Genomic DNA, 12,827 nt, shown 5'->3' on the forward strand with positions numbered 1-12,827 from the left:
GCTCGATTACCTCACCCCGGAGGAATACGAACAGTCCTTATCGTCGTCGCACGCAAGTGCCGTACCTGAACTCACAAGCCGGCAATTGTCCTGCAATTTCTCTGTCTCACTGTAGGGGTGCATTCCAACGGTGTCCGGAGATTACCGGAAACCCTGTCCGGACTTTTCCGAAACCCGCATCCAACTGTAGCGATTACAAATCCGCTGGACCTCAGCGTTCGCATCACCTTCCCGGATGTGGAATCTGCGGCCGGGATATTCTTCTGCGATCGCGCGAAGTGCGATCACCTTCTCGGGATCGTTTTCGATAAGTGCAATCGAGTGAAAAGCTGGCGCCGTATCGATTGCGATACGCGCGGAGCCTGGTGTGGTGATTTCATCAATCGATCCTACGTTGCCGTTAAAGAAGGATGGCAGCGCAGCACGGGTTTCAGTCCTGTCGCCAGTACCAGCGAAGGCATCTATATAAATACGGGCGAAGTTTTGTTTACTCAACGCGACGGAGTAAGCCGCTAGATAGCTGCGAAGGCAGTCTAACTTGCGCTCGGTTTCAGAGCTGCCAAACTCGTGTTTAACGCGCGTCTCTTTCAAGCCTTCCGACAATGCGTCTTCCCCTTGGTGATGTGCTCGCCGTCCGTGTGCTTTGCGCTCATCATTTGACCTTGGTAGCCGGGTGACGAACTACGGATCACGATACCGCGATTCCGCTGCCACACAACAGACAGAGACTCGCAGAACGCGAGTTCTCTACATTTAGTAGCCGTTAACGTGTGTGAATCATTTCCTAAATTGTTCTTGTTTCGTTCTCGTTTTCCCGGCATGTTTGGACAAGTTCAAGCGTACAGCGGAGAATGAACATGACCTTCTCGCACGCCGGCCATCTGCCGGAAGAAACCAACGACACGGAACGGGTGTAGGTTGGCTATGGCGATCATCCATCAAATCAGGCGCGGTTACGCGACGAAAGCCGAAGAGACCGTCGCTGACCTCCTCTATGGGACAGGTGTCAAAACCGAAGAGGAGATGGAGACCGTCATCAAACGAAAAACAGCCGAGATTTCAATCGCTATGGCGATTTTGCATGGGGGAGATTGGGGAGTGCAGATTGATCACGAGAGGGGCTACGTCCTGATTGGTCGCCGTCCTTCGGAAGGTAGAACGTAACGAGGCCCCATAAGGGCTCGATTGCTACCTCAGGCAGCCTGTCTATTCGTCGGAGGAGATCCTTCACCTCAGCTTCTCCGCTCACCTTCGCGGGGAGGCTGTCTTTTTTGACTGGTGATCCGTTGCCCAGGTAAAGCCACTCAAGCGAGACATTGAACATCTCGGCATATTCACGAGCATCAGAAACGGTAAAGCCGTTCCGACCCTGCTCGTGAGCTTTATAGACGTTCTCGTTTATTTTCCCGTCGGACGCATTGACCACGCCCTTCGGCCCCGAAAGCCCGGCGGTCTCACGCGCTGCTTTTAGCCGCTTCGCGCGCTCTTCTCTCTCAAACTTTTCTTGGTCACTGGCCATGGTACAAAAAATACCCGCAGCAAGGGTACAAGTAATATCCTTTGTGCTTGACAGCAAAGGGTATGATTTGTACCCTTTGCTGTATGACCCACACCGATATCATCAACAAGTGGCCCAGCCTTTCTGACTTCGCGGACGACCTCGGCATCCAGTATGGGACCGCTAAGGCCATGCGTCGTCGGGGGGCCATCCCGTCCGAATATTGGATAACGGCAACCACTGCCGCAGATGCTCGAAAACTGGGCGGAGTCACATTGGAAGCGCTCGCTGCGGCCGTCGCGCGCCAGGCGGAGGCTGCCCGATGAGCCAGCCCATCGCGAAATTCTGGATGGTCTACGGGCTCGGGCAGGGCGCTCCGCGATACGAACATCTGAGCAAGGCCGGCGCCCAGATCGAAGCGGCACGCCTCGCTAAGGCGAACCCTGGCGTCACGTTCGTTGTCCTCGCTGCTGTGGACGCCGTCACGGCCAGCATGCCCGCCGTCTCCCGAGTTGAAATCACCAAGCCGGTACCGCTCACGGATACCGATGACCTTATCCCTTTCTGAGGATTGATCATGGCCGACGTTCACATGGTAGCTCGCGACCAGCTCCGCTCTTTCATCGAGCGTATCGAGCGGCTCGAAGCCGAGAAGCAAACAATTGCCGACGACATCAAGGACGTCTACGGCGAAGCCAAATCCACCGGCTTCGATGCCAAGATCCTGCGCAAGGTCATTTCGATCCGCAAGCAGGATGCCGACGAGCGCGCCGAGCAGGAAGCGATCCTCGACACGTACCTCGTAGCCCTTGGCATGCAACCCGATCTGTTCGCAGAACCGGATGAGCCGGAGCAGGAAGGCGGCGCTCACCTCGTTGAGAAGGTTGCTGCTGGCATGCGGACGACCGCCGGTCGCGCAGCGCTGCTTACCGCAGTCGACATCATGATTGAGCGTGAAGAGCGCCAGGAATCGGACGGCGGCGCAATCGCTGCAGTGAAGGGCAATGCCCGACTGGCGAACGCCGATGGCGTTGAACCGTCGCCGTCCGAGCAGTTCGATCCGGAAACGGGCGAAATCACCGAGATCGCAACGAACGAAGGAGGCGCCAACCAAGATAGCGTCGACATGGCTCAAGGGAGCGTTCCCGACCTCGAACCCTCTGGCCCGGAGGCTGAAAGGGCACAGAATTCGCCGGAAACGGCACATGAATCCCCGCGCAAGGCGGCGGAGGCGGTATCCGAGAGGACCGCAACCCAGGTCGATGCTGATGCATCGGCTGAGGCCACGATAGAGGGGCAACCTTCGGTGATCGTGGCTACCAGCGCCGAAAGCGCAACGGCGGTCGAGCGGAATGCTGAAGCTACGGTGGAGCAGCGTTCGACCGCCACCATTCTCACAGCCAAACCGCCATCTCCGCTGCGCCCACACTGCCAGCGTCCAGAGAACTGCGGCGGCTATGGCCGAACTCACTGCGGCGTCTGCTTGCGAGCCAAGGAAAGGGAAATGGCATGAGGAATTCAGCAATCAGATCGTCCTCGGTCGTGTCCGCTGCGCGCTGCATCCAGTCGGAGGCGCTGAACGGACGTTCGGTTCACTGCGATCGGTGCGACCGGGTGTTGTCCATCCCTGAACAGATCGAACGTTTTTGCGAGCGTTGCGAGCGCGCGACGAACCCAATCGAAAGGCCAGCGGCATGAACAAGATGAATGAAAAATCGTCGTGGTGGTCGCGCGCGTCCAGGGAGCAAAAGCTCGCCCAGATCGATGGCGGCATCGAATGCGGCATGAGCGCTCGACACATCGCTGTGAACGTCGGCGTCACGACGAGTGCCATCCACGAATACGGTCGGCGCAACGGTCGGCGGTTTACCGGAAAGAACACCACTGTCCAGCTGCGCCGGGCAGGGGGCATCGCCGGTATCGGTGTTGCTCGTCGCCTCGGCAAGCCTGACTGCGAGATTTCATCGGCCTTTTCCATCTTCGGTGAAGTGCCTTCTGAGCGGTCAATGTTCGACGAGGTTCTGTCGTGATCGCCGTTCAAATCCTCTTCGCCTCGTCGATGGCCTTTGCCTTCCCGTTGCTCGGCGGCGTGGCTCTCTTCTGCGAATTGCAGTTTCGACGGAACGGCTTCACGCCAAACGATTGATCGCGGTTTCCCTCCTCCCTCGCGATCAACGAGAGCCCCAGTCTTCCTCCTCCCGGCTGGGGCTCTCAACTCTCAACCGGATCCGCTTGTTCGCCAGCTTCAAAACAACGGCCTGAACAGCGGAACCCAAGGGAATGGCCGGTGACGACGAGGGATCGTCACCGGCAGTAGAGCCTTCGTGTGCGGCGGCGGCTCTACGGAACGGAATGACTTGGGAGGGACCGGCAGCCGAGCCAACGGCGCCGTCCTCTCCATCGGAAGTAAGGTTTCTGCGCATGTGCAGTGTCTCCTAGCAAATGGACATTGGCATATGCGGAGGCCGAAAAAATGGAAAAGAAATCCGGATTTCTGGAGAAGTTAAAACAGGGAAAATGCAAGGACATGAGCGACGTTGCGACTGCAAATTACCTCATTAGATCGATCGGCGGCGGCGGCCGTGTCGGCGATATCCTGTTCGAGGCGGCTGGCATACTCAAAAAGCTCTTCCCGCACAAAGGCGACCCGAAGAAGCAATGGACGGAGCGCCGCCTCAAAGCCTGGTGGAACAATGAAACCGACGTCGTTCGCCACTGGCAGATGATGGAACTCTACGCGGCTGCGGAAGCCGTGAAGGACGAAAATGAGCTGCTGCGCGCAGCGCGGAGAGAACATGCAGACTTCATCGAAAAGACCTCCCGTATTCGTGCGCTGGCTGAGCTTGCAGAAACGGATGGCCATCGCGGCGGCGCTTAGGGGCATCGGTTCTTCGTTGGCCGAATGGATTTGTCCGGAGCTTAAGGAAAACCCAAAGGACGAGGATCAACCGTGAATGTGGCTCTACGTCCCGAACACCTCAACATCATCTCCCTCTGCACCGGTGGAGCCGGGCTCGATCTCGGCCTCGAGCTGGCAGTTCAAGGCGCTCGAACAGTCTGTATGGTGGAGAGGGAAGCATTCGCAATCTCGTCACTGGTATCAGCGATGGAGCAAGGCCTCCTTCATCCAGCTCCTATTTGGAGCGATGCCAGAACCTTCGACGGCCGCGCATGGCGTGGCGCAGTGGACGGCCTCATTGGCGGCATCCCGTGTCAGCCTCACAGCCTCGCCGGCAAACGCCTTGGCGAAGAAGACGAGCGCGACCTCTGGTCGACAGCCCGTCGCATCATCGTCCAGTCAGGAGCGTGGTTCGTCCTCATCGAAAACGTCCGCGGTATGCTCTCGTCGGGCGGTGCGGAACGTGTCTGGCGAGACCTTCGCCGATTGGGCTTCACGTCTGAGGGAGGATTGTTCACGGCGTCAGAAGTTGGCGCGAGCCATGAACGCGAGCGCGTCTTCATCCTCGCGGTGGCCGACGATGCGGAGCGGAGACGGCGCGTTGCAGCTGCTGCCCGAGAACGTGACCAATCACCGAGGACGGATAGAAGCGGCGGTTGCGATGTTCGCCTCTTCGGCCTGGCCGACGCCGACCGCGAACGATTGGAAGGGAAGCGGGCCGACGCTGGAGCGATCAGACGGCAAGATGCGCGGCGATCGGCTGGACTATGCGACCGAGCAACTTTGGACCACGCCATCGGCCGGAGACGGGCAGAGGGGCGGCACGATCACCGAAGCAATGTCGGGTACGAGCCTGACACAGCAGGTGAACAGCTTGTGGATGACGCCTCGATCGCACGAGGTCGGACAGTATCAGTACAGCCGCGGCGACAAGACGAAGCCAGTTCAGACTCTGACGGGGCAGTCGTTGCAATGGGCAACGCCTACACAGGTTCACAGGAAGTCGGAAAAGGCTATGCGCCCATTCGCTCAAGGGGGGCACAGCAGCCCGCCAGCGATAGAGCAGCAGGCAGAGACACTGGTCTCTTTCCTCCCAGCCCTAACGACCTCGACGGTTGGCGAAGCGCACTCGCGGCCTCGCCGGAGCTTGAACCCGCTTTTCGTCGAGTGGCTGATGGGTTGGCCCCCCGGCTGGACATTGGCCGCGTGGACCGACTTCGCATGCTCGGAAATGGAGTTGTCCCTTTGGAAGCAGCGTATGCGATCCGCACTCTTGTCACTCGGCTTGCCGCGCGAGGCTCCGCCGGCGCAGCTCGCCTTGTTCGGTTGATGGAGGCAGCATGACCGACCCAGCCGAAATGATCGCTTGGCTCGACCGCCGCATCGACAGCGCCAATACCTGGCTCGATGACCACGGCCACGGATCGAAGAAGCCCCGGCCCGAAAACGAAATCGCCACCAAGGAATACGATGTCGCTCGGTTTGAGGAAATCCGTGCGGCCTATGTGAAAGCGCTCGAACGGCGAGGGCAGGCGGCATGATTCAGTTTCTCACCTCGGGCAGCGCGACATCAATTTTATCGCAGGATGCCGGCTTCCTTCGCCGCAGCTTCGAACGCGGCCCTGGCTTCCGCGCTAGGGACTATTCCCTTGGCCGCATCCAGGCAGGCCTTCCTAGCTGTTGCGTAACTCGTACTCTTCGTCTCGGGCCAGGATTTCATCAGGAATGCGACCGCCTCCCGGGCGCTCCTAATGACGTGAAAACGACCGTCAATCTTCAACTCGACGTTTACATCCCAGATGGTGATCATCGCGTCCTCCGTTGGGCAGGCTTCCCACAAACGCATATTAGAGAGATCTGTTCCAAGGGGGCGATCCTGGGTGGCAGCATGGCAAGCTCAATCGTCCATCTTCGCCGGAATTTCCTCGCCCGGCACTGGCGTAATGTCGGGGGCCTCTTCCGGGACATCATCAGGTCCCGGCTCCTCAATCGGGCGATCGGGATCCGGCAGGGAATCGGGGGGGGACACCTGGTGGAACCTCCTCGGGTCTTTTTGGGTCTCTGGGGCCTGGGACCGTAACAACCTCGGGCTCAGGCGGCGGCAGGCCTGCCGGGCCGGGCATCGGGATCGGTTCAGTAGGTTTCGTGCTCATGTTGGTCTCCTCTTTCGGAGGCCAACTGATCCTGCGTCGTGTTTGTTCCGCGAGCACTATCAAAAGCAGCCCATTCGTTTCGCCGGCTTCGACGAGACAGAAAAGTCGTTGTGGTGATGAGTGTTATCGCGACCGCATTGAAGCACATGCTTGCCGCAGGAATGGACCACGACGCCATTGTAGCTGCTGTTGCGGAGATGGAGCGTGAAGCTGTGCCTGCCGTAGACCGCGCGGCTGACAAGCGCCGCGAGTGGGATCGCCAGCGGAAGCGCAATCAACGGAATTCCGCTTTGTCCGGTGGAAGTCAGGTGGAAACAGGTGGACGTCCGGTGGAATCCGTCAGTTCCCCCACCCCTGATAAAGAAAGGTCCCCCACACCCCCTAAAGAAATTAACCCCACCCCATCCTCGCTTCGCTCGGACAACAAACGCGGGACGCGCTTGCCTGCCGACTTCCAGCCCAATCTGGTTTTCGCCGTCGAGCTCGGTTTCGATCGCTCCCAAGCCATGACCGAGTTCGATAAGTTCCGGGACTACTGGAACGCCAAAGCCGGGAAGGACGCCACCAAACTCGATTGGCCGGCGACCTGGCGCAACTGGCTGCGCAACGCGGCCAAACCCCGCAATCGCCCTCATCAGCAAGCCCCACCACGGGAAACCGAGCATGCCCGCCACCAGCGGGAATTCCGAGAAGCCATCCAGCAGAAACTGAACGGGAATCCAGGCCATGACGAATTTACCAGCACCGGCCCAGCTTTCGACCTTGAACCGGGAGATTACAACGCTCACTGAGCGATTGGCCCCGGCACGCACCGACGCCATCGTCAGGAGCCTCGGCGTCATGCAGAGCGCCGGCATGAGCTTGCCACAAGGTGTCGACGCCCAGAAGTTCGACGTGATCTACGGCTACGCCCTCGATGGGGTGCCGAGCTGCGGTCTCACGATCGCCACCCAGAAGCTCATCAGGGGCGATTACGCCGGCAACCCCGATATCTTGCTGGGCATGATCCCGAAGCCGCCGATCCTTGCCGCCCTGGCAAAGCAGGAGGCGAGGGCGGTCCGCGAGGATCTGGCCCGCAAGCGTGAGATTGCTTCGGCGATAAAGGGCGTTCCGCCTGCGGTCGATCGTTCGCCCGAGGTCATGGCCCGAGTGCAAGCCCGCCTCAACCAGTTCCGCCAAGAGCATGAGGAGGCCAAGGCCAAGGAACGCGGCGTCGTCGTCCACGAGCCTATGTCGCCGGAGAAGGCCGACTACTGGGCCAAGATCTCGGAATTGCCCGACTGGTGGCAGGTTGGTGCCGAGCAGATGGCGTTCCGCCGGAAGATCGAAGGCGAGATGGCCGAGGTACAGCCGGAGGAGCAGAGCAATGCTGCTTGAACTCCCGCAACAGGCTGCAATCAGCGAGCCGATCTATCGCGCCGCCGTCCTCGTTCGTCGCCGGAAGCTGATCGGCAAGCCGAAGGCGCCAAAGGTCTATGTTCCGAAGCCGAAGCTTCGCGCGCCGGCTGACGACCACGTCTGGGCCTATCGCGCGTACCGCCTCCAGCAGCGGCCGCGCTTGACGCCAGCGGAACACGTGAAGCTGCGTTGACTCGAGCTCCGCATTCCTTTCGCGGTGATGGTCGGTCCGTCGCGCCTCCGATCGATCACGGAACACCGCCATTTACTCATGTGGGAGCTTCGCCAGCGGAGCATGTCGCTGTCGGCCATCGCGCGGATCTTCAGCCGCGACCACACCACCGTTCTGACTTCCTGCCGCAAGATCGAAATGGAGAAGGCCCAATGAGCTGGTACGCAATCAAGACCCGTCCAGGAACCCAGCGCCCAGCGACACCGCGCGTCGGCGAGACCGAGGACCGCAAGGGCGAATTCATCATCGAGCGCAATGTTCGAGACGCCGACCTCGAAATCTTCATGCCGTCGTTCCGGAAGGACATCAAACACCACCGGACCAAGGAACTGATCGAGCGCCGTTTCGCTATGATTACCGGGTATTCGTTCGTCTATCTGCCCACGCGAGATTTCTACCGGCTTTCCCGCGTTGACGGCGTAACGGCGATCCTCGGCGTTGCGGGCTATCCGCTGCGCATCTCTGACTTCGAGGTCGAGGGCCTGCGAGACGCCGAGGCAATGGCGGGTTCGGCCCTGCAGCGAGAACGCGACGCGCGAAAGAAGCGGAGCCGCAAGCAGTTGCAGGAGGAATTTCCGCGGTCGACCGTCGTTCGGGTCGCGCCTGAGCATCGCCTCGTCGGGGGCATGCTTGCCTGCGTCCTCGATGTGACCGGCCGCAACACCGTCAAAGTTGTGGTCGAGTATCTCGGCGGTCTTGTTCATGTCGATCTACCGCTTGAACTAATCGACAAAGTCGCTTAGAATCACTGCAATCTTTGGTGAATTGCAGGCTGTTCTGATTGCGGACCTCGATTAGAGGGAAAACTCGCCGGGCCTTAGGGAGGATGTCACCGCCTCCCGCCATAGCCTAATATTGCCTGAATTTCGGTGCTGACACCTTGCGAAAAGGGACAGGGACGCCATAGCTGGTCAAATGAGCATCGCCGCAGCCCACTACGAAATCTTCTACAAGGAAGTCGCCGAGAGCGGGGTCGTTTGGACCATACGTGACGACGCGGGCTTTCCAACTTCAACAAACCAATCATACGAAGCCGCCATGCCTTTCTGGTCGTCAGAAACTCGGGCTCGGCGCATTCTTGAGACTGTTCCATCCTATCGCGACTTCACGCCACACCAGCTAACCCTGGAGGTGTTTCGCGATCGTTGGTTGGTAGGGTTGGAAAAGGATGCCCTTAGGGTTGGCATAAACTGGAGCGGTGACCGTGCGACTGGCTTCGATGTCGCGCCTGCCGACGTTCGCAGAAGGCTTACATCCGGCTCGTAGAAGAAATGCATCCAAAAATCAGGCGGCCGAAGCCGCCCTCTCTCGTTTCATTATTTGGCGAACATTGTCTTTCCACCAGTCGGCGCGCCGCCCTTGGCCGAGCCCTTCTTGCCAGGGTCGGTGTTTACGTTCTTGGTTGATGCGGCAAGGCCGCGCGATGATCCGAAGGCTAATTCAATCTGACCGGCTCTTTTGACGGTGGACTGCTTTTCGGCTGGCCCCGACGGGACAGCAGCAATGGCGGAAGTCGCGAATGCGAGCGACGCCAGGGCGGCGATAACGATCTTCATTGGTAGTCTCCTAGGTTCGAACTTCCCGCCAAGGAGTGCGGGAGATTTGGCCTAGGACGATCGAGGAGCCGGCGACATACGGCAGGTGTCGTATTTCGACAGTGCGACATCCCGCGAAGTTGACGCATGGCGTGGCGGTCAACGAAGAGGCGCAACGTTATGAACAAGCCACAATTGCGCTCGACGAGCCTCGCACTTCATGCTCCAAAACTGCGTGCCGGAAGTCGCAGGAGTTTAGTTCAGTGAGAGAGTATCTATTCGTGGGGCTACTGCTTCTAGCTGGCTTCATCGTGATTAAGTGGAACCTCAGGGATGCTAAAACGCATCGCTGGAACGTTTCGGACGACAAAAACCGAATTGGTTTCGCATTGCTCTCGCTCGTATTCATCGCTGGCTCAATCGTGTTGCTTTGGCACTGACGAGGAGCGAAGGCGCCTTCAGATCCAGCGCCATTGGTAGTGGCGACCTTTGCCTCCCGCCGGAGAGGTGGATGAATCCGGCAACAATTTCCGCAGGCAGGGCAATCGGTAAGCCGCGTGGCTCATAACCACGAAGAACCGGGTTCGATTCCCGGGCCTGCAACCAGATTTGCGGGAACGCCTCAAGTGCGGTAGGCAAACTCCCAACGGCCGGCGCCATTGAGCTTTAACGCCAGCGCGTCCCATGTCTTCGCCTCTGTGTTCTCGCACAGGTTTCGAAGGTAGGCATCGAGTTCAGAATGATCGAACGACGGCATGATCAGCACGCCCTGTGCGGAAGTGATAGTGGCCGCATACTTCTTCAAGAAGCGGGCCGGCGAGCAAACGACTGCTGTAAAAGCATCCGCTCCGCTCTCGCTGCCTGCATAAAAATCGACGCTGAACTCGAAGTCCTTAGGATTTTGAGGCCGCCAGCCTTCAGCTTGCTTGTCGTGATCCAGAATCCGGTAGCCGTAATATCGGGCCTTCATGCAGTGTGCTCGATTCGAGGGCGATGTGTGCAAGCTTTACCCGATTGAAGGGTTCAACGGGAGCCCGGAGGCGATCGATAGAAGCGGCCCTAAATTCAGATTGCCCGGTAGTGCTGCTGGAAAATGCAGATAGACCCAGACTGGGCAAGCGCGACCACCCGATGACCGAAGTCTATGCGGTGGGGTGGTCGCCTTCAGTTGAGTGTTTCAACCATTTCTCGGGCATCAGACGCCCAAAGCATTTGGTACCTGGCGTAGGTGATACTGCCAGACGCGATGCCCTCGATCATTCTGGCGCAGGTTTGCTGAATGAAGGGGCGAAACTCTGCCTGCCTCGATGGAAGTGCGCCGGTGCGGCTCTCTGTGCAGCGCTCGATCTGGGCCTGACGTGCCTTCGCCGAAGTGCGTAGCTCGGCAGCGATCGCAGCAAATGCAGGCTCGGCCAACGGCTGCTCTTGCTCTGCGAACGCTGATAGAGGCACCGCGATAAACAATACAATTGCGAGCGCCAAACCGGTTCTCATGCAGCCTCCAGGTCATTGCTTTCGTGCGTCTACCCGTAAAGGTTGGACCAATACAACTCCAGGAAATTTGTCGGCGTATAGCAGCCCGGTAGCTCGCATGGCTCATAGCCACGAGGTCGCAGGTTCGAATCCTGTCGCCGCAACCAGATCATCAGGCCGATGCGGTCAATGTCGAGGTTAAGCTTGCTGCCGCCTTCGGAAGCTACCTTCAGGGTCTGCCGGAAGGAAATGGCGATTGGTCGAAGTACACACCATCGGGTGAGCTTGCGATGACGATCACCAACCCGGCCGCCATCGAACAATTCGAAATCGGCGCCGTCTACAAGCTGACGTTCGAAAAGGCCTGACCAGTTCCCCCCAGCCCCGAAAGGAACCAGCATGCGCATGTTCCACTACGCCCACGCTTTCGCCCGTAGCCTCTACCGCGTGTTCGACATCTGCGCCGCGGTCGCAACCGTCGTCGCCTCGCTCACCCTCGCCATCATCCGCTACGGCGTCGGCCACACCTGGCACTCGCTGCGCAGCCTCGGCATCACCGCCTATCGCAAGATCGCTGATCTCCGGCCGGTATACCGCGAGAGCTATGACAGCCACGGCCTCAGCCTCGAACCGGATCGAATGCGAACCTGATCCCGCATGCCTGAAATGGAGAGCCGGGCTTAATGCTCGGCTCTCCAACCACTTAGACCTTTTTAAGGGTTTCTGTCTTGAAGGAATGTCCCTTCAGTTCCCAATTGCCGGCCTGATGATTGAACCAATGGCACCACCAGCCGCCGTCGTTTTGCTTGCTGGAGATGGTCATTGTCGGTCCACCAGAAATCAGTTCCACTGTGTCCCCGGGCTTAAATTCCATTCATTCATCCTTTCGCTCTGTAGTTGCCGTCCATGTCAGTTCTGGAAAGCGCGCGGCACGAGAAATTCGCGCGAGCCGGCCACAAATGCAAGTGGTGATTTGATGCGACCGCAACCACCGACAGAGTTATTCGAGGATTTCAGCGCAGTCAGCTTCGCGCCCGCCGAGGATATGCCCGACTGGGTGCGAGACACCTTCATTGATGGCGGCTCGCCCGTTCACAACCCAGACCACACCCATCTGCGCTTCGCAGACATCGGGTTCCTCTGGACCATTGTCGGCAACAGCAAGAAGGGCCGTCGTGTCATCGGCCAGTGCGAGACAGGATCTCCGCAGGGCACAATGGGCAAGTGGTCACGCGCCCGAGCAGAGATGCAGGTAAAGCAGTGGTTCGGCCACGTCCCTGATTTCATCATCACGCTGGACGCGGATTACTGCAGGGAATGCGGAGACGCCGAGTTCATGGCGCTGGTCGAGCACGAGCTCTATCACGCCGCCCAGGATGTCGACGCATTCGGTGCGCCGAAGTTCAGCCGATCGACCGGCCGCCCGGTGTTCGTCATCCGTGGTCACGATGTCGAGGAGTTCGTCGGCGTTGTCCGTCGCTATGGTGCAGATGCTGCCGGCGTCCGCGCCATGGTCGACGCAGCCAACCAGAAGCCCGAGATCGCAAGAGTGCAGATCGCACATGCATGTGGCACGTGTCAGCTAAGGGTGGCCTAGTCCATATCGAAAGCGGTCAGCTCTTCCATTGCTGCTCGCCCC

The 12,827-nt window shown here is 59.1% G+C and carries 20 protein-coding genes, 2 tRNA genes and 1 pseudogene; 14 read left to right on the forward strand and 9 right to left on the reverse strand.

The annotated features are described in order from the left end of the window. Nucleotides 1–141 precede the first annotated feature (141 nt). Together tcmP and BKP54_RS35365 are read right to left on the reverse strand one after the other, a co-directional pair. Nucleotides 142–603 (reverse strand): three-Cys-motif partner protein TcmP, encoded by a 462-nt coding sequence (gene tcmP, locus BKP54_RS25475; protein WP_084815085.1) that lies wholly within the window; start codon nt 601–603, stop codon nt 142–144. Nucleotides 604–1,066: 463 nt separating this feature from the next. After that, entirely contained in the window at nt 1,067–1,519 is a 453-nt protein-coding gene (locus tag BKP54_RS35365; protein ID WP_128090491.1) for a helix-turn-helix transcriptional regulator, read from the reverse strand. A 301-nt stretch (nt 1,520–1,820) separates the two neighbouring features. Here BKP54_RS35365 and BKP54_RS25490 point away from each other — a divergent pair, with 301 nt between their 5' ends. The 3 genes and pseudogenes from BKP54_RS25490 (at nt 1,821) to BKP54_RS25505 (ending at nt 3,528) form a co-directional block, all read left to right on the forward strand. Next, nucleotides 1,821–2,066 (forward strand): hypothetical protein, encoded by a 246-nt coding sequence (locus BKP54_RS25490; RefSeq protein WP_084815088.1) that lies wholly within the window; start codon nt 1,821–1,823, stop codon nt 2,064–2,066. A 9-nt stretch (nt 2,067–2,075) separates the two neighbouring features. Next, a pseudogene (locus BKP54_RS25495) lies at nt 2,076–2,315 on the forward strand (DUF2312 domain-containing protein); the annotation flags it as partial. Between the two features lie 877 nt (nt 2,316–3,192). Beyond that, nucleotides 3,193–3,528 (forward strand): hypothetical protein, encoded by a 336-nt coding sequence (locus BKP54_RS25505; RefSeq protein ID WP_084815090.1) that lies wholly within the window; start codon nt 3,193–3,195, stop codon nt 3,526–3,528. 141 nt (nt 3,529–3,669) lie between these two features. On the opposite strand, the gene BKP54_RS36750 is transcribed toward BKP54_RS25505, so the two are convergent. Further along, complete coding sequence (locus BKP54_RS36750) at nt 3,670–3,921, reverse strand: hypothetical protein (RefSeq protein ID WP_084815091.1); 252 nt, start codon at nt 3,919–3,921, stop codon at nt 3,670–3,672. Between the two features lie 50 nt (nt 3,922–3,971). Here BKP54_RS36750 and BKP54_RS25515 point away from each other — a divergent pair, with 50 nt between their 5' ends. The 3 genes from BKP54_RS25515 (at nt 3,972) to BKP54_RS25525 (ending at nt 5,938) form a co-directional block, all read left to right on the forward strand. Beyond that, complete coding sequence (locus BKP54_RS25515; protein WP_084815092.1) at nt 3,972–4,376, forward strand: hypothetical protein; 405 nt, start codon at nt 3,972–3,974, stop codon at nt 4,374–4,376. Between the two features lie 622 nt (nt 4,377–4,998). Next, entirely contained in the window at nt 4,999–5,727 is a 729-nt protein-coding gene (locus tag BKP54_RS36755; RefSeq protein ID WP_245317899.1) for a hypothetical protein, read from the forward strand. A 10-nt stretch (nt 5,728–5,737) separates the two neighbouring features. After that, nucleotides 5,738–5,938: a hypothetical protein gene (locus BKP54_RS25525; RefSeq protein ID WP_084815094.1), complete on the forward strand. Its 201-nt coding sequence runs from the start codon at nt 5,738–5,740 to the stop codon at nt 5,936–5,938. Between the two features lie 35 nt (nt 5,939–5,973). Here the strand turns inward: BKP54_RS25525 and BKP54_RS25530 are convergent, their stop codons facing one another. Together BKP54_RS25530 and BKP54_RS37175 are read right to left on the reverse strand one after the other, a co-directional pair. Beyond that, a complete protein-coding gene (locus BKP54_RS25530; RefSeq protein ID WP_084815095.1) occupies nt 5,974–6,207 on the reverse strand; it encodes a DUF982 domain-containing protein in 234 nt (77 codons plus the stop codon). A gap of 87 nt (nt 6,208–6,294) precedes the next feature. After that, the gene (locus tag BKP54_RS37175; protein ID WP_280951681.1) at nt 6,295–6,426 is read right to left on the reverse strand and encodes a hypothetical protein; all 132 of its coding nucleotides are present in this window, start codon (nt 6,424–6,426) and stop codon (nt 6,295–6,297) included. Between the two features lie 240 nt (nt 6,427–6,666). Between BKP54_RS37175 and BKP54_RS25540 the strand changes: the two genes are divergently transcribed. From BKP54_RS25540 to BKP54_RS25560, 4 genes are all read left to right on the forward strand, one after another. Beyond that, nucleotides 6,667–7,341: a hypothetical protein gene (locus tag BKP54_RS25540; RefSeq protein WP_084815096.1), complete on the forward strand. Its 675-nt coding sequence runs from the start codon at nt 6,667–6,669 to the stop codon at nt 7,339–7,341. Further along, nucleotides 7,277–7,927, forward strand: a complete 651-nt coding sequence (locus BKP54_RS25545; RefSeq protein ID WP_245317900.1) for a hypothetical protein — start codon at nt 7,277–7,279, stop codon at nt 7,925–7,927. Before BKP54_RS25540 ends, BKP54_RS25545 begins: the two co-directional genes overlap by 65 nt. Beyond that, on the forward strand, nt 7,917–8,141 hold the full coding sequence (locus BKP54_RS25550; protein WP_084815097.1) for a hypothetical protein: 225 nt from the start codon (nt 7,917–7,919) through the stop codon (nt 8,139–8,141). The genes BKP54_RS25545 and BKP54_RS25550 overlap by 11 nt, the downstream gene beginning before the upstream one ends. 191 nt (nt 8,142–8,332) lie before the next feature. Continuing rightward, nucleotides 8,333–8,923 carry a transcription termination/antitermination NusG family protein gene (locus BKP54_RS25560; RefSeq protein ID WP_084815099.1) on the forward strand — a complete coding sequence of 197 codons (591 nt, stop codon included), beginning with the start codon at nt 8,333–8,335 and terminating at the stop codon, nt 8,921–8,923. Between the two features lie 573 nt (nt 8,924–9,496). On the opposite strand, the gene BKP54_RS25570 is transcribed toward BKP54_RS25560, so the two are convergent. Then, nucleotides 9,497–9,736, reverse strand: coding sequence for a hypothetical protein (locus BKP54_RS25570; RefSeq protein WP_084815101.1), 240 nt, complete (start codon nt 9,734–9,736; stop codon nt 9,497–9,499). Between the two features lie 510 nt (nt 9,737–10,246). On the opposite strand from BKP54_RS25570, the gene BKP54_RS25580 reads away from it, so the two are divergent. After that, nucleotides 10,247–10,321, forward strand: a tRNA-Met gene (locus BKP54_RS25580). 16 nt (nt 10,322–10,337) lie between these two features. On the opposite strand, the gene BKP54_RS25585 is transcribed toward BKP54_RS25580, so the two are convergent. Together BKP54_RS25585 and BKP54_RS25590 are read right to left on the reverse strand one after the other, a co-directional pair. Next, entirely contained in the window at nt 10,338–10,685 is a 348-nt protein-coding gene (locus tag BKP54_RS25585) for an Imm8 family immunity protein (protein ID WP_084815103.1), read from the reverse strand. 194 nt (nt 10,686–10,879) lie between these two features. After that, nucleotides 10,880–11,209 (reverse strand): hypothetical protein, encoded by a 330-nt coding sequence (locus BKP54_RS25590; protein ID WP_128090493.1) that lies wholly within the window; start codon nt 11,207–11,209, stop codon nt 10,880–10,882. Between the two features lie 68 nt (nt 11,210–11,277). On the opposite strand from BKP54_RS25590, the gene BKP54_RS25595 reads away from it, so the two are divergent. Then, nucleotides 11,278–11,355: transfer RNA gene (locus BKP54_RS25595), tRNA-Met, on the forward strand. Between the two features lie 232 nt (nt 11,356–11,587). Further along, nucleotides 11,588–11,839 carry a hypothetical protein gene (locus tag BKP54_RS25600; RefSeq protein ID WP_084815105.1) on the forward strand — a complete coding sequence of 84 codons (252 nt, stop codon included), beginning with the start codon at nt 11,588–11,590 and terminating at the stop codon, nt 11,837–11,839. A gap of 52 nt (nt 11,840–11,891) precedes the next feature. On the opposite strand, the gene BKP54_RS25605 is transcribed toward BKP54_RS25600, so the two are convergent. Then, complete coding sequence (locus tag BKP54_RS25605; RefSeq protein ID WP_084815106.1) at nt 11,892–12,062, reverse strand: DUF2158 domain-containing protein; 171 nt, start codon at nt 12,060–12,062, stop codon at nt 11,892–11,894. 102 nt (nt 12,063–12,164) lie between these two features. Here BKP54_RS25605 and BKP54_RS25610 point away from each other — a divergent pair, with 102 nt between their 5' ends. Next, nucleotides 12,165–12,785: a putative metallopeptidase gene (locus BKP54_RS25610; protein WP_084815107.1), complete on the forward strand. Its 621-nt coding sequence runs from the start codon at nt 12,165–12,167 to the stop codon at nt 12,783–12,785. Nucleotides 12,786–12,827 lie beyond the last annotated feature (42 nt).

This window comes from Ensifer sp. 1H6 (genome assembly GCF_001976035.1).
Lineage (GTDB): Bacteria > Pseudomonadota > Alphaproteobacteria > Rhizobiales > Rhizobiaceae > Ensifer > Ensifer canadensis.